Here is a 16,517-nt window from a genome sequence, read left to right as displayed (position 1 = left end):
CTGGTTCCCATGGATCGGAACCGCTCTCAACTTGTAGCTGCCCGGTTTGCCCATCCACGTATCGGCCCTGGACCCCGACGTGGGCGGAGTCTGTGCGGGCCTGGAACCGGACTGGTCGCGCCGCTGGTCCGGAGCTCGGTCGGTCATGACTGGGATCCTTTCGGTACGAACGGGTTCGCGCTCAGGCCGTCGGGGCGAACACCAGCTGGGACAGCGCCCGTGACGGACGCGCCCCGATCTCGGTCAGCAGCTCGTGGTGGAACCGCCGGTATTCGCGCAACGCCTCCACGTGATTGCCCTCCGCGAGGTGCACATCGATCACGGCCCGGCGAGCGCTTTCCCGCAACGGGTCGGTCCGCACCGCGTGCAGGGCGATGTCCAGGGCGATCCCGTAGTCGCCGCGCGCCCGCAGCACCGCCGCGATCGCCTCCATCATGTGCAGCTGCAGCTGTTTGAAGCGATCACGCTCGAACCGCACCCAGTCGTCGTCCCAGCCGGGCAGCAGTTCTCCCGAGCCCAGGTCGAGCGTCGCCGTGCTCGGTTCCGCACCGCCGCTCAGCTGGGTTCGCGCCTCCGCCGCGAACCGCCGGACGTCGGATTCGACGAATTCCGCCACCGCCAGCAGCCCCTGGCGGTTGGCGACCAGTCCCGGCACCAGGTTGTTCACCCGCCAGATCGTCGTGCGCAACCGCGCCTGGGCGCGGTTCTCCGGGCCGTCACCCCACAACGCGGACGCGATCCGGCTCCGCAGGGAGGGTCCGCCGACGGCGAGGAACGCGACCAGCCGCTGCGCGCCGACCGCGAGCTTGACGACCGTGCCGTCGATCTGGAGCTGGAACCCACCGAACAGGGTGAGCATGCCGTGACCGGCCGTTTTCTGGGTGGCAGTGAACGTTTTGGGTGACAACTGGTCCCCCCGTCTTCTGCTGGGCCAGCGACTTGCTGGGGAACCGACAGTATCGGCGCGGCGCAACGGGGATCTCGGCGGGGAGACGGCGAACGATGAGATGCGGCGGTGATTCCACGGAGACATCGGCTCGCTAATGTGCCGTCCCGAACTGTGGCTCGAGAACCCCACCCCCGGCACGCGGACCCGAACCGAAAGAGGCGTCATGGTCGTCGTGAACACCTCCTACCCCGGTGTGTACGTGGCCGAGGTGCCGTCCGGTACCCGCTCGATCACCGGCGTCGCGACCTCGGTGACCGCGTTCGTGGGTCCCACGACCCGGGGTCCGGTGCACCAGGCCGTGACAGTCGACAGCTACGCGGGCTACGAGCGCACGTTCGGCGGGCTCGGGACCCCGGTCGGCTTCGCCGTGCGCGACTACTTCGCCAACGGTGGCGGGCAGGCCGTCGTCGTCCGGGTGGTCTCCGCCACCGCGGGAACGGCCGAGTTCCACCAGGCCGGCCTGCCGACGGGCCAGACCGGCCTGGTGCTGCGGGCGGCCGACCCGGGCCCGTGGGCCGACCGGCTGCGGATCGACGTCGACCACGACGTCGTCGATCCGACGTCCACGACGCTGTTCAACCTCACCGTCACCGATCCCGCGACGTCCAAGCAGGAGGCGTACCGCAACCTCACCACGACCGCGGGTCCCCGGTTCGTGGTCGACGTCCTCGCCGCGGGGTCCGCGCTCGTCCGGGTCGTGCCACCGGCGGGCGACTCCGCGATCCCGCGGCCACTCGTCACCGGACCGGACACGGCGTTCGCCGTCGCGACGCCCACGTCGGCCGGCGCAGCGCTCGGCAAGGACGACTACGACGGCGAAGGGTTCGCCGACCGGCACCACGGGATCCGGGCGTTGGACCTCGCCGACCCGTTCACCCTGCTGTGCGTTCCGCCGACCGACCCCGCCAAAGCCGTGGACGCCAAGGTGTTGGGCGCCGCCGCGCAGCTGTGCGTGCGCCGGCGCGCCGTGCTGATCGTCGACCTCCCCGGCGGCGTGGCGCCCGCGGGCGTGCCGAACGCGCTGGCGGCGGCGGGCGTGACCGGCGAAGCGGCCCGCAACGCCGCCGTCTTCTACCCCAAGCTGCTTCAGCGCGATCCCACCGCCGACGGGCGGTCCGGCGAGTTCGCCTCCTGCGGCGCCGTGGCCGGCGTGATCGCGCGCACCGACGCGACCCGCGGGGTGTGGAAGGCACCCGCGGGGGTCGACGCCGCGCTCGCGGGCGGTACCAGCCTCGCCGTCACCCTGACCGACGAGGAAAACGGGCGGCTCAACGCACTCGGTGTGAACTGCCTGCGCGCGTTCCCCGGGACCGGGCCGGTGGTGTGGGGAGCGCGGACCATGCGCGGCTCCGACCAGCTGGGCGACGAGTACAAGTACCTGCCGGTGCGCAGGCTGGCCCTGTACCTCGAGTCGTCGCTGTTCCGCGGCACCCAGTGGGCGGTGTTCGAGCCGAACGACGAGCCGCTCTGGTCGCAGCTGCGGCTCGCGATCGGGTCGTTCATGCAGGGCCTGTTCCGGCAGGGGGCGTTCCAGGGCACCACCCCGGCCGAGGCGTTCTTCGTCCGGTGCGACAAGGACACGACGACACCGGACGACGTCGCGGCGGGCCGGGTCAACGTGCTCGTCGGGTTCGCCCCGGTGCGCCCGGCGGAGTTCGTGGTCCTGCAGATCCAGCAGACGACCGCGACGCAGGCCTGATCAGGGAGGACACCGGCACGATGGCCGAGTACACCGTCAACGCCCACCGGCGGGACCCGTACAAGAACTTCAAGTTCCGCGTCCGCCTGGACGGCAGGTACGTCGCGGGCGTCAGCAAGGTCGGCGCGTTGAGCCGGACGACCGAGGTCGTTTCCCACCGGGACGGCGGCGACCCGAGCAGCAGCCGCAAGTCCCCCGGCCGCACCGAGTACACCGCGATCACCCTCGAACGCGGGGTCACGCACGACACCGCGTTCGAGCAGTGGGCCAATCAGGCGCACAAGTACGGCAACGGGCTGGGCTCGGAGCTCTCGCTGAGCGACTTCCGCAAGGACCTGGTGCTGGAGGTCTACAACGAGGCAGGGCAGCTGGCCATCGCCTACAAGGTCTACCGCTGCTGGGTTTCGGAGTACCAGGCACTTCCCGAGCTCGACGCCAACGCGAACGCCGTCGCGATCCAGCACATCAAGCTGGAGAACGAGGGCTGGGAACGTGACCTCGCGGTCGTCGAGCCCACCGAACCCGGCTACCCGGGCTGATCTTGCTCGCCGCGGACGTGCTGGTGGCGTGGGAACAGGGCAGCGGGCGGGATTCTCTCGACCGGGCGGTGACGATGTTCGCCGCGTTCGACGGCATCGACGTCGACGAGGCGGCGCGAACCGACGTCGCCCGGCGCGACGCCGTGCTTCTCGCGGCGTTGCGGACGCTGTCGGGGCGGTCGGTCGTCGTGGGGGAATTCGCGTGCACCGGTTGCGGGGACGCCCTCGACGTCGCGGTCGACCTGGCCGCACTGCCCGATCCCCCGCCGGCGAAGCAGCTCGATCTGGACGGCGTGCCCTTCGCGCTGCCCACCAGCGAAGACCTGCGGCAGATCCGCGGGATGTCCCCGGCACAGGCGCGTGCACACCTGCTGACGCGGTGTGCCCGGGGTCCCGGCACCCCGGACGGCGACCGGTGGGCGGAAGTCATGGAGACTGCGGCACCGGCGAGCGCCGTCACCATCGCGGCCACGTGCCCCGAGTGCGCGAGCGTGACCAGGGCGGACCTCGACGTCGCGGTCCTGCTGTGGGCCGAAGTCGAACGGCACGCCCTCGACCTGCTGGCTGAGGTACACCTGCTGGCCTCGGCCTACGGGTGGACCGAACACGACATCCTGGCGCTCGGGCCGCGGCGGCGCGCCACCTATCTGAGGATGGCGGCCGGATGACCGACTTCCTGGACCACCTCGTCGACCGGACGCTGGGGCTGTCACAACCGTTGCGCCGGAACGCTCCCGTGGTCGTGCCCGCGGCGCAGCCCGACCCGCTGGTCGAAGCGGAACGGCCGAGCACCTCCCGGCCGGCGGAGAGCGGCGGCACACCCCCGGCCGCGACGGTGATCCGCGAGCAGGCGGTCCCGCGGCCGGCGACGGCCGGCCAGGCCGTCGAACGGGAACCAGCCGGAACCGAGCCCGGCTCGCCGGCCTTTCCGGTCGCCGGAGCCGAGTCCGAGCCGGTTCCGCCGGCTGGGTCCGCGGTACCGGACCGCCGGGCGGGACGCGACGCCGCCCGGCCGCTCCCCGGGCGAGTCGCCGAACCGGCGCGGCAGTCGACCCTCAGGCCACCGCGCGCCGCGACGGCCACCCACGCCGAGCCCGAGCGACCGGCGTCACGACCGCCGGGCGCCGGCGACGACCAGCGCGGGACACCCGGCCCGGTCCCCGCCGATGTCGTCGCCGGCGTCTCCGGTGTGGCGGCCGAGCCCGCTCCCGCCGGCGCTCCCGTAGCACCCGAGGTCCAGGAGACCACCGTGACCGAGCAGTCTCCCGTGACCGACGCGCCCGTTCCGCCGGCGAGCGCGGTCGCACCGGTGGCCACGAGGGAGTTCGCGGCGCCCGCGCGGACCCGCCTTCCCGCGCCGGCGCCGGTCGCGCCGAACGTCACCGTCACCATCGGCACCGTCGTGGTCCGGCCCGCCGCCACGACGACCGCGGCACCCGCTCCCGCCCGTGCGCGACGGGCACCCACCCGGTCGATGTCGCTCGAGGACTACCTGTCCGGCCGCGAGGGGAAATGAGTCACCTGGCGGTGGCCATGGTCACCGCGACCCTCAGGCGGATCCTCGGCGACGTCCTGGCCGGCGCGAGCCCCGGTGACGTGCGCAGCGCCCAGGTCACCACCATCCGACCGTCGGCACTGGCCACTGTGGACACTCAGGTCAGCGGCGTGAACGTCTTCCTCTACCGCGCGGCACCCCGCGGCGCACCGGGGCTGGACGCGTTGCCCACCAGGCGGTCCGGCTCCGGCACGGTGGCCCCGGCCGTGCAGTGCCTCGATCTGGACTACCTGCTCACCTTCTACGGCGACGAGTCGACTTTGGAGCCACAGCGGCTCCTCGGCATGACGGTCGCGACGCTGGCGCGCCACCCGGTGCTGGACCGCGCCCTGGTCGCCGACGTCGCGGCCCGGGCGGTCCAGATCGACCCGGACGCGTGGGAACAGCACCTCGACCCGGCCACCGCGCCGGACGTCGTGCGGCTGAGCATGCTCCCGCTCGACCAGGAGTCGGCGACGAAGCTCTGGTCGGCGCTGTTCCACTCCGCCTACCGGCTGTCGGTCGCCTACCAGGCGACCGCCGTTTACGTCGCGGACGAGGTCCCGGCCGCCGTCCCGGCCGAGAAGCCGAAGAAGGTCCGCGTCAAAGCCACTCTGTTGACGCCGGACGCGGAGTGACCCGGTCGCCCGAGTGGTCGGCGGCGAACCACGGCCACCTCGCGGCGGCACTGGACGAGCTGGCCGGGCGCCTCGACCCCGACAGTGCGGAGCCGGTGCCCCGGACCGCGTGGACCCTCCCCGAGCCGCCCGCGCTCGACGCGCTGCGCGACGGTTTCGGCCTGTCCGGCTTCGAACGCGACGTGCTGTTGCTGTGCGCGGGGGTGGAGCTCGACACGGGCTTCGCGCACGCCTGCGCGAAGGCCCACGGTGAACCCGGCCGCACGTGGGCGAGCTTCGGCCTCGCACTGTCCACTCTGGACAGCCCGCACTGGGACGCCATTTCCCCGGCCGGTCCTCTGCGAGCGTGCCGCCTGGTGACGCTGACCCACCCGGAGTCACCGACCGCCGGCACCCTGCGGATCGAGGAACGGGTGTTGCACGCCCTGACCGGCCTCGACTACCTGGACCCGGCGATCGCGGCCCTCTCGGCACCCCCTCCCCCGGCGGCGACCGGGCACCCCGCCGCCGCCACGCTGGCACGGCAGTGGGCCGACCCGTCGACCCCCCACGTCGTGGTGCTCGGGCGCCACCGGGCCGATCTGCTGGCCATCGCCGCGACGGCGAGCGCCCGGGCCGGGCGGCGACCGGTCGTCCTCGACGGCGCGGACCTGCCGCGGGACGTGCGGCCGCGCAACGAACTGGCGGCGTTGTGCGAACGTGAGAGCACACTGACCCCGACCGCGTGGATCCTCGACCTCGTGGAGGCGGACGAACCCGCGCACCTCGCCGCGGTCCGGTTCGCCGGCCGGCTGAGCGCCCCGGTGGCGATCATCGCGCCCCGGCCGCCTCCGGGCCCGGCTCTGCCCCGGATCAGCGTGCCGGCCGCTTCGGTGGCCGAACGCGTCCTGCTGTGGCGTGACGTGGCGGACCGGGTCCCGGTACCGGAGGTGACCCGGCTGGCGGCGCAGTTCGACCTGGACGCGGACACCGTGCGCGCCGTGGTGTCCGAGGCGAGGGCGGCCGGGCAGGTCACGGTCGACGACCTGTGGCGCGGGTGCCAAAGCCACGCCCGGCCCGGCATCGACGCCGTCGCGCAACGTGTGGAGAGCCGCGCGGGCTGGGCCGACATCGTGCTGCCGGCCCACCAGTCCACGCGGCTGCACCGGCTGGTCGCGCACGTCCGCCACCGGCACCTCGTCCTGGACGGGTGGGGCTTCGCGGGCGCCCGCGGCCTCGGCACCGCCGCGCTCTTCGCCGGGCCCAGCGGCACCGGGAAGACCCTCGCGGCCGAGGTGGTGGCCGGCGAGCTGCACCTGGATCTCTACCGCGTGGACCTGAGCCGGGTGATCAGCAAGTACGTCGGCGAGACGGAGAAGAACCTCAGCAGGGTGTTCGACGCCGCGGACGCCGGCGGCGCGGTCCTGCTCTTCGACGAGGCGGATGCGCTGTTCGGCAAGCGCGGCGAGGTCACCGACAGCCGCGACCGGTACGCCAACATCGAGGTCGGCTACCTGTTGCAGCGCATCGAAAGCTACCGCGGGCTGGCGATCCTGACCACGAACCTGAAGGACAGCCTCGACCCGGCGTTCCAGCGGCGGCTCCGGTTCGTGGTCGACTTCCCGTTCCCCGACGCGCGCTCGCGGGCGGCCATCTGGCGCACGGCGTTCCCGGCCGCGGCTCCCACCCGCGACCTCGACCACGACCTGCTGGCCCAGCTGACGATCACCGGCGCGGCCATCCGCGACACGGCCCTGTCCGCCGCCTACCTCGCCGCCGACGCGGGAGAAGCCGTGACCATGGCCCACGTCCTGGAAGCCGCCCGGGCCGAATACGCCAAACTCGACCGCCGGCTGACCGGCACGGAGGTCAGCGGATGGCCGACCTGACCGGCCGCGCGGAAACCGTGCACATCGAAACCCTCGTCGTCGAGCTGCCCGCCGCCGAGATCACCGCCCTGCTGGCCGGCTCGACGGCGGGACTGCGGGCCGCCGTCGAAACGGCCGTCCTCGCCGACGAGACCGTACGCCGGCGAGTCGAGGCGGCCCCTAAGAGCGTGTCTCAGCAGGGCTTGTGGTCGTCCGGCATGATCGGTCCCGGGCCGTCTGCGACGGAGCCTCGGTCAGAGCAAAAAAGGGATCCATGACCGGCCCGAACCCCGTCCTCACCCTCTCGGCAGCCCTCACCTGCTTCAAGAAACTCACCTACTGAGGCGTGGGGTCACCCAGGCGGATGATCCAAAGGGACGGGCCGTACACCGTGACCAGCTTCTGGCCGGTCCTCGCGCGGTAGCGCAGCTGGAACACCGGTGCGCCGGGCTCGACCCGGCACAGTGCCATGGCCACGATCTGGCCGGCGTGGCGCAGCGAGTCCGTGCTGGGTCCCGAGTAGCCCATGCCCCAGGCCACGTCGGACGCGCCGGTGACGCTCTCCGTGCCCTGCCACTGCGAGTCCTTGAAGATGCCGACTTCCAACGGATGCGTCCCGTCCTCGGCCTTCCCCGAGCCGTGCCCGATCAGCAGGAACGTCGTCGTGCGGGACACCCCGACCTGCTTGGTGACCAGCGTCTGCCAGGTGGACTGGTTCGTCGAGTGCTCCCACGTGCTGCCGACCGGCCGGACGAACTCGGCCCCGAGGCCGGAGCTGCGCACCGCGTCGGCCCGGAACACCGTCGCCTCGAGCAGACCGGTGACCCGGCCGCCCTCGGCGAGACCCAGCTTCCCGGCCTGCAACTGGTCGGCCCGCGCCCGCAACGCCGTGTTCTCGGCCTGCAGATCCTTGACCACGGCGACGAGCTCGTTCCAGTCCTCCGCGCGGATCAGCTCGCCGGCACGTTTGTCATCCAACGACATCAGGGTTTCTCCTCAGAACACGATCGGCCGAAGACGGGTCAGCCGAAGACGTTGGCGTCGAACTTGGCGCTGTCGAACTTGCCCGGCTCCGGCTCGATGTCGAGCCAGAACCAGGTGCTGAAGTCCGCGCCGCGCACGTCGTCGACGGTGGGCAGGAGCTGCTCGACCGTGCCGTCCTCGCGGGCACGGTGGATCGCCAGGCCGTTGAGCATCCGGGTGGGGTGGTCACTGTCCACGACCGACCTCCCGTCGATCCGCAGCGTGCACAGCAGCCGTTCGACGCCCCGTTCGTGCAGCACGCTGACCAGGTTGGCCAGGCTGTCGGACACCACGTCGCCGGGAATCCACACCAGCGACGCCCGGTCGGCCTCGACGATCGCGTCCAGCAGGAGCGGCCGGGTACCGAGCACCCGCCGGGCATCGCCGTCGGAGATGCTCTCGGCCTCGGAGTAGGGCAGGTCGATCGTCACGGTCAGAGGCGGCCGGCCGGGACCACCGAGCGGCACCGGGGCGCCGTCGAATTCGACGGTGAGGCCGGTCAGCAGCTCCGCCGGCGTGACCCGCTGGTCGTTCTCCACCTTGCTCCCGGTCCGGCGCAACGCCACCCGTTCCACGTGCAGGCCCGGGGCGGCCTGACTCGCGGGATCGGCCCTGGCCTGGGCCAGCGGCGCGAAGGTGGCGCGGCAGTCGGCCATCCGCGTCCACTTCTTCTCGCGCAGGTCGAGCAGCGCGATCGCGGCGTACTGGTGGATGATGCCGTCCGGCGGGAGGAACACCGGCTCGTCCTCGGCCGCCGGCCATTGGACGCCGGCGCCCGCCGGTGAGCCGGCCGTCAGCGCCGTGCGGGCCGGGATGAGCCAGTGGTCCCCGCAGGTCGCCAGCCCACCGGAGAACTGGACGGAGAGCCCGTGATCGAGCTCGAGCCACCCGTCCGCGACCGGCACCGCGCCGTCGCTGTCCCACCGGCGCAGGATCACGGGATCCACCAGGTCGAGCGGCCGGGGGGCCGGTCCGTCCCAGCCGCCGACGGTCAGGTCGACGTCCGCCGAACCCGACACCCGGCCGAGGAACCCCGGTTCGCCGCGCCGGCTCCTGTCCCGGTCCACCAGCTCGACCCAGCAGCCGGCCGGGAACCCCGACACCGCGTCCCGCGGCGGCGCGTCGATCCGCACCCGGAGGTCGTCGCCCCCGGTGTCCGAAGCGAGTTCGGCGACCCGTGCGGTGACGGATCCGTTGTCCCGGGACCACACGAACGTGGGCCGGTCGCCGCCGTCGCGGATCTCCACGCGGTAGAGCTGGTTGCGCAGCCCCCGGTAGGCGGCCGACGACGGCACCAGCCCGGCGGGCGCATCCGGGTCGGCGACAGCTTTGGCCCGCAGGCCACGCGGGGTTCCGGTGTACGCCGGGGTCCACGGCGGGGCGACGTCCCCGGCCACGGTGTGGTGGTCGGGCAGCCACTGGACCCGCACCTGCCACACGGTGCGCGCACGGGTCGCCGTGTCGGCTCCGCCGAGCGCGACCTCCAGCAGCCGCGGGTCCTCCAGCGCGGTGACGTGCTCCGACCACACGTCGAGGTAGACCACATACCGGCCGTCCTCGAGGGGTTCGGCCACGCCGGGCAGGTCGGGCTGCTCCGAGAGCGGCAGGGGCAGGTCGTTCTCGCACAGGACGCCCTGCACGTAGTACCGGCCCTGCGAGACGGTCAGGCGGTCCCACGAGCACTCGCGCGGCTCCTCGCCGTCGGCGTCGGTGATCCGGAAACCGGCCGTGTCGACCGGAGCGCCGTGGGGGCCGATCGCGTCCCGCGCGGTCAGCTCGTCGTGGTAGCGCTGGATCTCGTGCTGCTCGTTCCAGTCGGCGTCGAGCGCCACCCTGCCCTGCTGCAGCAGCACCCCGCGGTACCGGTCGGCCCTGCGGAACGTCCGGCGGGTGAAATCGCCCTTCATGTCCTGCCTTTCCCCATGTCTGTGCGGTCGTGAGCCGGTTCAGGTGGCGAAGCACGTGCCGGCGACCAGACCCGGCCGCAGGTGCCCGTCGAGCTGGAACGCCAGCTCGGCGAGCCGCCGGCCCTGGCCGAGGTGGTGGTGCGCGCCCATCTCCCCCTGGTCACCGGCACCCGTCGTGATCTCCGGCGGGCACCCCGGGGACAGCCGGCAGAACGCGGGATGCGCCGGGTCGACCGAGTCGAACACCGGTTGCCCGACACCGGAGCCGAGGTGGCTGTGCCGGGCCTGGCTGCCGTCGGTGGCGGTCACCGCGCCGGTCAGGATCGAGTCGGTGGCGGACACCGTCCGCGCCGCCACGTCACCGAGCACGGTGCACGCGACCAGCTCGAGGTCGTCCGCCACCACGGCCTTCCCCCGCGCGTACACGACGCTGTCCTGGGCCACGACCCGCCGGCCGGGCAGTTCGACGCTCTCGACGACCGAGCGCAGCAGCCGGAAGGTGTGCCCCGCCGGTGACTTCGCCGTCTCCGCCCCCAGGCCACCCAGCACCGTGCAGCCGGACACCACCAGCGTGCCGGGGAGGCCGTCGTCCGCCCGCACCCCGCGCTCGATCGAGAGGCCGTCGAGGACCAGCCCGGTCGGCACCGGCGCGCGACCCGGCCGGGTCCGGACGCGGACGCCGCCGGCGAAGTGCGGCCGGACGCCCACCGGGACCAGTACGCCGGCCGCGGTCGTCGCCGCGGCGACGACGAGCAGGCGCTCGCCGGGGCGCAGCCGCAGGTCCAGGTCCTCGGAGTAGGTGGCGCTGTCGGCGACGACGATCACCCCGAAGCGGCCGGCGGGGTCGGCGGGCAACGAGCTCCACGCCGCCGCCGCGTCGGCGAAGCTGGTGAACGAGCCGGACCGCTGCCGCACCACCGCCCGCCAGTCCGCGGCGGACGGGCTCGGGAAGTCCGCGGCGGCGAGGGCACCCGCGAGGGCCGGGCCGCGGTAGTACGAGTGCGCGCCGAGGTCGCCGGGCGCACCCGCGTGGTAGGCGACCTCGACGAGCGGCGCCCCGGCACGACGGCCGACCGTGAGGCGGCCCAGCTCCGGGTCCACGGCCACCTGCCCGTCCGCGGGCTGGTCCCACGCGCTCAGGTCGGCGGCGCACAACGGCACCGAGGTGCCGTCCACGACGACCGCCACCGCCGGTCCGGCGGCACCGCCGGCGAGCGCCGAATGCAGGTCCAGCCGGGAGAGCGGCCGCGCATCCGGGGTGAACAGCGGGGTGTCCCGGCCCGCCGGGTCGAACGTCCACCGGCCGCGTCCGCCGTCCACCGCGCGGGCGTGCACACCGCGGTACGGGTAGCTGTCCAGCCGCCACAGGTACACCCCGATGTTCGCGACGTTGTGGCGGGCCACCCCGCCGGTCATGTCGCGAACGTCGGCGCCGCGCGCCACCTCGTCGTGCGCGGTGCCCAGGCGGGCCAGGCCGGCCGTGTCCCGCAGGTCCGGGAGCGCGAGGCGGCCGGGCCGGACGTTGTCGACGTGCTGGGTGACGCGCAGGCGGGCGAAGTACTCGACCACGTCCGCCGGCCGGCCGGTGACGTCGGCGGCCATCCCGCGCAGACCTTCGGCCGTGCCCTTGATCCGGCCGGTGTGGACGCTGTGCGCGACCAGAGCCCGCGACGGCGCACCGGTGAGGGTCCGGCCGCCGGCGAGGTCCAGCAGCAGCGGGAGCACCTCGGCCCGGCACGTCTCGACGAACCAGTCGTCGTAGAGGCGGTCGACGTCGTGGCGGACCCGCCGGTACTCGTCCTCCAGGGGCGCGAGCAGCGACCGCAGCGGGTGGCCCAGGTCCGCGTCGCGGGTCCGGACGTACTGCGGGAGCAGGTCGTACATCGGGTTGCCGGTCATCCGGAAGCCTCCCGCACCACGATCTCGTGGACCACGAGCAGCTGCGCCGCGACCACACCGGACAAGCCGAGCCGGGCGGGCAGCGCGTCGAGCACCTGGGCCACGGCCACCGCGGCGCCGTGCCGGTGCAGCGCGGTGGGCCGGACCGCCGCGACGCCCGGCACCCGCTGCGCGACGGCCACGATCTGCGAGAGCGCGACCGGCTCGGCGATCGCGCGGCCATCCGCACCGAACGTGTCCCGCACCGCCGACGAAACCGCCGTCGTGACCCGGGTGTCACCGGGCTTCTCGAGCACGATTTCGAGCGACACCTCGAACTCCACCTCCTGGCACTGCTGGACGTCCAGGTCACCCTCCGGCGACCGGACGGCCCGCAGCGCGGCCCGCAGGTCGTCCACGACCCGGCCGGCACCACCCACCGTAACGACGTCGAGGTGCACGACCGGGCGGGTGCCCTTGCCGAACACGGTCAGCGCCGCCGTGCGCACGCCGGCGAACGCGAGCGCGAAGGCCAAGTGGTCGGCCGGCGACACGACCCGGTCCAGAACGCCTGCGGCGTAGGGGATCCGCGCGAGGTCCACGGGACGGCGGTCGGTGCCACCGGTGGCGGGCACCGGGTTGTCCACCCCGGTGACGCCGAGCGGGCTGATCGGCAGCAGGCGCAGCGTGCCGGCCCCGACGTTCGCGGCACGCCCCGCCGCCGTCCGGTAGACGGCCACGACGTTCCCGGTTCCCGTGGTGAGGCGGGCGCCGTGCACGCCGTCCCCGAACCACACCACCGCGGTCCCGTCGGCTTCCTCCCGCACGCGGAACACCCGGTCTGCGGGGCCGGCCGACAGCATCTCGGGCACCTGGGCCCAGGACACGTCGTCCACCCGCACGTCGAGTGTCGACCGGAAGCCGTCGCCGGTGGCGGCGGGCACGTGCCCGACCACCGCACGCCGGACCGGGAACCGCTGGTGGGTGGCGGATCCGTCGCCGCTGCCGAGCACCTCGGCCACGGTCTCGCCGGCGGTCGCCGCGACCACGTTGCCCAGCACGGTCCCGGACGCCTGGACGATCCCGGACGCCAGGGGCGCGGTCAGCGCCAGCGTCGATCCCGTCGCGGCCACGACGATCCCGTGCTGGGCAAGGAGTTCACCCCCGGTGTCGCGGCCGACGACGATCACCGGTGCCCCCGGGGTGAACGGCACCGGCTCCGCGAGATCCAGCACGGGCGCGGCGATCTCGGCGGTGTCCGGTTCGTCGGCGAGCGTGAGCTGTTCGCTCTGCCCCAGCACGGTGGTCGTGCGGCGGGTGAAGCCGTCGAACAGGTCCGCCCCGCCCTCGATCACCGCCTGGGTGACCGGGCCGCTGACGGCGAAGCCCGCCGCGGCGCTCGTCCGGACGGCCAGCACTTTCCGCAGGACGTCCGTCTTGCCCGGAGCGCGCAGCAGCAGCCACGACCCGACGCCGATCGACGGGTGGTCGCCGGCCAGCTCCACGGCCGGCCCGTCGTCATCCGGGTCGGTGGACGACACGACGTCGAGACCCGGCCAGTCGGCGGCGTCGGCGCCCCCGTAGTCCGACTTGACGGCGGCCGGCATCGCCGTCCAGTCGGGTGCGTTGTGCCCGAAGAGCGCGGTGCGCACGCGGAAGACGTGCACCTCGATACCGGCGTCCGCCGGCACAGTGACCGGCTCGACCCAGCCGAGAGTCGTCACCCCGGGCTCCGGCTGTCCGGTGTGGACACCGGAGAGCACCCGCGGGTACGCCGACGAGCCGACGCGGACGAGGACGAAGTCACCGGCGCGCAGCGTGGTTTCCCGGACCCGCAGGCCGGTCACCACCCCGCTCGGCCGCTGCGGCCGCCGTTGCCGCAACGGGACCGAGTTCCGCTCCGGCCGGGCCCGCAGCTCGGCGTCCGTCTCGAAGACCTGCGTCGTCCCGTCCGGCCCGGGAATGCTGTGCACGGCCGTGCCGGCCGCCACGACCACCTCGGGCACCTCTCCCGCGGTGACCGACAGCAGCACCGACGCGCCGATCGCGGGGACCGGTTCGGCCCCGACCGCGCGGCCCAGCTCCAGCGCCGACCGTTCCTCGACCGCGGTCGCGACGTACCCCTCCGCCGCGATCCGGTCGCGGTAGAAGTCGAGCATGTCGACCACGGTGGCCCAGGCGCCGACGAGGGCCACCGCCGGGTCGTCCGGGTTGTCCACCGCCAGCTCCGGCAAGCCGGTCCGCAGCGCGTCGAGGCACCGGCGGACGACGACGTCCCGCGTCACCGGGCCGACTCCAGCACGAAGTCGATCGCGCCGAGCCCGGGCCGGTCCGGATCGCTCACGCAGCTGACCACCTCGTACTCGCCGAGGACGATGGTGCCGGCGGCGAGTTCCCCTTCGGCCCGCCGGCCCCACCGGTGGAACCGGTTGCCGACGGCCGGATCGTCGCCGGTGTCGACCCACCGGACGCCGGGTACCGCCATCGCCGCGGCCACCACCCGGCTCAGGTGGACGGGGCCGGCGAAGGAGAAGGCGTCCGGGTGGAAGAACCCGGGACGGCCGTCCCGGGTCAGCCCGGCCGTGAACGCATCGCGCAGGCCGGCCAGCACCTCGGCGGGCGCGGCCGAGGGGCGCGGGTACACGGTCAGCCGGATGTCGAGCGGGACGGCGACCGCGGCCACCACCCGCACGTCCTCGCCCGCGACGGCGTGCCGTCCGATGAAGCCGGCGATCCGCGCCAGGTCGGGCACGACGCCCGCCGGCGGGTCGATCACCGTCGTCACCGTGTGCCAGGACCCCGTCCAGCGCCGGACCGACCACGCGCGCCCGACCGAGGGGTGGCGCATCGCGATCTCCGAGTGGTCGGCCTCGGTCACGGCTCTCGCGAGGACGTGCGAGCCGTGCGGCGCGAGCAGCCTGGCCTGCTCGGTCGGCTGGGCCGCCGCACCACCGACGGCCGGGACGCAGTTGCGTACCCGCACCCCCGCGACCGGCGTCACCAGCTCGGTGACGGCTCCCGTGCCCACGTTGCCGTCCGGGCCGCCGCCGATGCGGTAGGACGCCCGCAGCACCGTTCCCGGCACGGGTGCGCGGCCCTCCCGGCCGTCGCCGAACCGGAGCCGCGCGGTGCCGTCCTCGGCCTTCTCGACGACGTAGTCCGCCGCGGACCGGCCGCTGCCGACGAGGTCCGCACGCACCTGCCACGCGCTCACTTCGTCGTGCAGCGCCACCATCGCGGGCACGGCCAGCGTGGGGTCGATGACCAGGGCGTCCGCCGCCGGCCGCCCGACGGCGTCGGAGTGCTCGTAGGGCACCGCGTAGGCGAGTCCCGGCCGGGCGAGCCGGGGCCGGAACGGGCCGTCGGCAGGCACCGTCGCCGGGGCGACGGGTTCCCCGGCGACCAGCCGGCCGTGCTCGGCCAGCACCACGTTGCCGCGCACGACCGTGGTGGGTTCGAGCCCGCCGTCGGCGGTCGGGAGCCGCCACAGCCGAAGCGGTGCGCGCGGGGCGTCCTGCGCGTGCCAGGTGACGGTGACCGAGTCGGGATCGTGGCGCACGACCGGGTCCTCGGTCAGCCGGACGACACAGCTGCGGGCGGCCCCCGCGTCCTCGAACACGAGCACATCTCCGGCGCGCAACGCGAGGTCGGCCGGTGCGCCGGCCAGCCGGGCGCTGGTGGCCCCCGCGGCCAGCTCGGCGCGCTCGGCGTCGCGGGTGTCCACCTCGATGGTGTTGCGGGACGGGCGGACCGTGACCGGGTGCACCGTGTGGAAGACGCTCTCCCCACCGGGCGTCGACACCTCGAGACCGGCGTCGAGGGTCGTCACGTCCTCGCCCGTCACGACGAGCCAGGTCCGCGCGGCGGCGCCCTCGTGCAGCGGGTAGTCGAGCAACCGGGCGTGCCGTCGCACCGACTCGCGGAACCGGGCCGTCCCCAGGTACGCCTCCGTCGCCGCCGAGTCCTGCGCGTAGGCGAGGTGGTCGCCGAGGTAGGCGAACAACTCCGTGAGGACGACGCCCAGGTCCGCCGGGCTGTCGTCCCGCCGGTCGGGCAGAGCGGCCGCCAGCTGGTCGAGCAGCAGGCGCCGCAGCCCGGCGTAGTCGCGGGCGAAGTAGTCGACGGGTACCGGAACACCAGTCATCACACGACATCCCGGGTCAGCAGGACCGTTCTGGCCTCGGCGCCGGCCCGCGTCCGGTACCGGACGCGGATGCTCAACGTCGAGTCCGCCACCTCGGTATCGACCGCCTCGACCTCGATCCGGTCGGCGAGCCACTGCTGCAGCGCGCCCCGCAGCAGCACCCGCAACGCGTCGGCCAGTTCGCCGCCCGCGGGTTCGAACACGAGCTGGCGGACCCCGCTGCCGAACGCCGGACGGTTCACCCGCTCTCCCGGCGCCGTGAACAGGACCTGTTCCACCAGGCCGCGGACGTACTCGTCGTCGTCGGCCCGCGCGGTCCGGCCGCGGCCGTCGACGCGGAAGGGCAACCCGATGTGCAC

14 protein-coding genes are annotated in these 16,517 nt (G+C 73.9%); 7 read left to right on the top strand and 7 right to left on the bottom strand.

Annotation, left to right across the window (positions count from 1 at the left end):
- Window positions 1–181 precede the first annotated feature (181 nt).
- The gene (locus OG494_RS06755; RefSeq protein ID WP_328453014.1) at window positions 182–859 is read right to left on the bottom strand and encodes an AfsR/SARP family transcriptional regulator; all 678 of its coding nucleotides are present in this window, start codon (window positions 857–859) and stop codon (window positions 182–184) included.
- A gap of 253 nt (window positions 860–1,112) precedes the next feature.
- On the opposite strand from OG494_RS06755, the gene OG494_RS06750 reads away from it, so the two are divergent.
- Genes OG494_RS06750 through OG494_RS06720 form a run of 7 tightly spaced genes read left to right on the top strand, consistent with a single transcriptional unit; the run spans window position 1,113 to window position 7,484 of the window.
- Window positions 1,113–2,648 carry a phage tail sheath family protein gene (locus OG494_RS06750; protein WP_328453012.1) on the top strand — a complete coding sequence of 512 codons (1,536 nt, stop codon included), beginning with the start codon at window positions 1,113–1,115 and terminating at the stop codon, window positions 2,646–2,648.
- A gap of 20 nt (window positions 2,649–2,668) precedes the next feature.
- Window positions 2,669–3,187 carry a phage tail protein gene (locus OG494_RS06745; RefSeq protein ID WP_328453010.1) on the top strand — a complete coding sequence of 173 codons (519 nt, stop codon included), beginning with the start codon at window positions 2,669–2,671 and terminating at the stop codon, window positions 3,185–3,187.
- A 2-nt stretch (window positions 3,188–3,189) separates the two neighbouring features.
- Window positions 3,190–3,855 carry a hypothetical protein gene (locus tag OG494_RS06740; protein ID WP_328453008.1) on the top strand — a complete coding sequence of 222 codons (666 nt, stop codon included), beginning with the start codon at window positions 3,190–3,192 and terminating at the stop codon, window positions 3,853–3,855.
- Window positions 3,852–4,703 (top strand): hypothetical protein, encoded by an 852-nt coding sequence (locus tag OG494_RS06735; RefSeq protein WP_328453006.1) that lies wholly within the window; start codon window positions 3,852–3,854, stop codon window positions 4,701–4,703. Before OG494_RS06740 ends, OG494_RS06735 begins: the two co-directional genes overlap by 4 nt.
- Complete coding sequence (locus OG494_RS06730; RefSeq protein ID WP_328453004.1) at window positions 4,700–5,359, top strand: DUF4255 domain-containing protein; 660 nt, start codon at window positions 4,700–4,702, stop codon at window positions 5,357–5,359. The genes OG494_RS06735 and OG494_RS06730 overlap by 4 nt, the downstream gene beginning before the upstream one ends.
- Complete coding sequence (locus OG494_RS06725) at window positions 5,356–7,227, top strand: ATP-binding protein (protein WP_328453002.1); 1,872 nt, start codon at window positions 5,356–5,358, stop codon at window positions 7,225–7,227. The genes OG494_RS06730 and OG494_RS06725 overlap by 4 nt, the downstream gene beginning before the upstream one ends.
- A complete protein-coding gene (locus OG494_RS06720) occupies window positions 7,215–7,484 on the top strand; it encodes a hypothetical protein (protein ID WP_328453001.1) in 270 nt (89 codons plus the stop codon). The genes OG494_RS06725 and OG494_RS06720 overlap by 13 nt, the downstream gene beginning before the upstream one ends.
- A 58-nt stretch (window positions 7,485–7,542) precedes the next feature.
- Here OG494_RS06720 and OG494_RS06715 read toward each other — a convergent pair whose 3' ends face one another.
- From OG494_RS06715 to OG494_RS06690, 6 genes are read right to left on the bottom strand one after another with little or no spacing between them, the layout of a single operon-like run.
- Window positions 7,543–8,190, bottom strand: a complete 648-nt coding sequence (locus OG494_RS06715) for a hypothetical protein (RefSeq protein ID WP_328452999.1) — start codon at window positions 8,188–8,190, stop codon at window positions 7,543–7,545.
- 38 nt (window positions 8,191–8,228) lie between these two features.
- The gene (locus tag OG494_RS06710) at window positions 8,229–10,136 is read right to left on the bottom strand and encodes a DUF6519 domain-containing protein (RefSeq protein WP_328452997.1); all 1,908 of its coding nucleotides are present in this window, start codon (window positions 10,134–10,136) and stop codon (window positions 8,229–8,231) included.
- 39 nt (window positions 10,137–10,175) lie between these two features.
- Window positions 10,176–12,035, bottom strand: coding sequence for a hypothetical protein (locus OG494_RS06705; protein WP_328452995.1), 1,860 nt, complete (start codon window positions 12,033–12,035; stop codon window positions 10,176–10,178).
- Window positions 12,032–14,299: a hypothetical protein gene (locus tag OG494_RS06700; RefSeq protein ID WP_328452993.1), complete on the bottom strand. Its 2,268-nt coding sequence runs from the start codon at window positions 14,297–14,299 to the stop codon at window positions 12,032–12,034. The genes OG494_RS06705 and OG494_RS06700 overlap by 4 nt, the downstream gene beginning before the upstream one ends.
- Window positions 14,296–16,158, bottom strand: a complete 1,863-nt coding sequence (locus OG494_RS06695; protein WP_328452991.1) for a baseplate J/gp47 family protein — start codon at window positions 16,156–16,158, stop codon at window positions 14,296–14,298. Before OG494_RS06695 ends, OG494_RS06700 begins: the two co-directional genes overlap by 4 nt.
- Window positions 16,158–16,517, bottom strand: coding sequence for a GPW/gp25 family protein (locus OG494_RS06690; RefSeq protein ID WP_328452989.1), 360 nt, complete (start codon window positions 16,515–16,517; stop codon window positions 16,158–16,160). Before OG494_RS06690 ends, OG494_RS06695 begins: the two co-directional genes overlap by 1 nt.

The organism is Amycolatopsis sp. NBC_00438 (assembly GCF_036026695.1).
Lineage (GTDB): Bacteria > Actinomycetota > Actinomycetes > Mycobacteriales > Pseudonocardiaceae > Amycolatopsis.
Note: the sequence above shows the minus strand (reverse complement) of the source record. Positions and strands in the feature narration are given on the sequence as shown.

Excerpts from the sequence above, each read along its gene's own strand:
- OG494_RS06755 (WP_328453014.1), bottom strand. The coding sequence starts at position 859 with ATGCTCACCCTGTTCGGTGGGTTCCAGCTCCAGATCGACGGCACGGTC.
- OG494_RS06730 (WP_328453004.1), top strand. The coding sequence starts at position 4,700 with ATGAGTCACCTGGCGGTGGCCATGGTCACCGCGACCCTCAGGCGGATC.
- OG494_RS06750 (WP_328453012.1), top strand. The coding sequence starts at position 1,113 with ATGGTCGTCGTGAACACCTCCTACCCCGGTGTGTACGTGGCCGAGGTG.
- OG494_RS06735 (WP_328453006.1), top strand. The coding sequence starts at position 3,852 with ATGACCGACTTCCTGGACCACCTCGTCGACCGGACGCTGGGGCTGTCA.
- OG494_RS06710 (WP_328452997.1), bottom strand. The coding sequence starts at position 10,136 with ATGAAGGGCGATTTCACCCGCCGGACGTTCCGCAGGGCCGACCGGTAC.
- OG494_RS06705 (WP_328452995.1), bottom strand. The coding sequence starts at position 12,035 with ATGACCGGCAACCCGATGTACGACCTGCTCCCGCAGTACGTCCGGACC.
- OG494_RS06695 (WP_328452991.1), bottom strand. The coding sequence starts at position 16,158 with ATGACTGGTGTTCCGGTACCCGTCGACTACTTCGCCCGCGACTACGCC.
- OG494_RS06715 (WP_328452999.1), bottom strand. The coding sequence starts at position 8,190 with ATGTCGTTGGATGACAAACGTGCCGGCGAGCTGATCCGCGCGGAGGAC.
- OG494_RS06745 (WP_328453010.1), top strand. The coding sequence starts at position 2,669 with ATGGCCGAGTACACCGTCAACGCCCACCGGCGGGACCCGTACAAGAAC.
- OG494_RS06720 (WP_328453001.1), top strand. The coding sequence starts at position 7,215 with ATGGCCGACCTGACCGGCCGCGCGGAAACCGTGCACATCGAAACCCTC.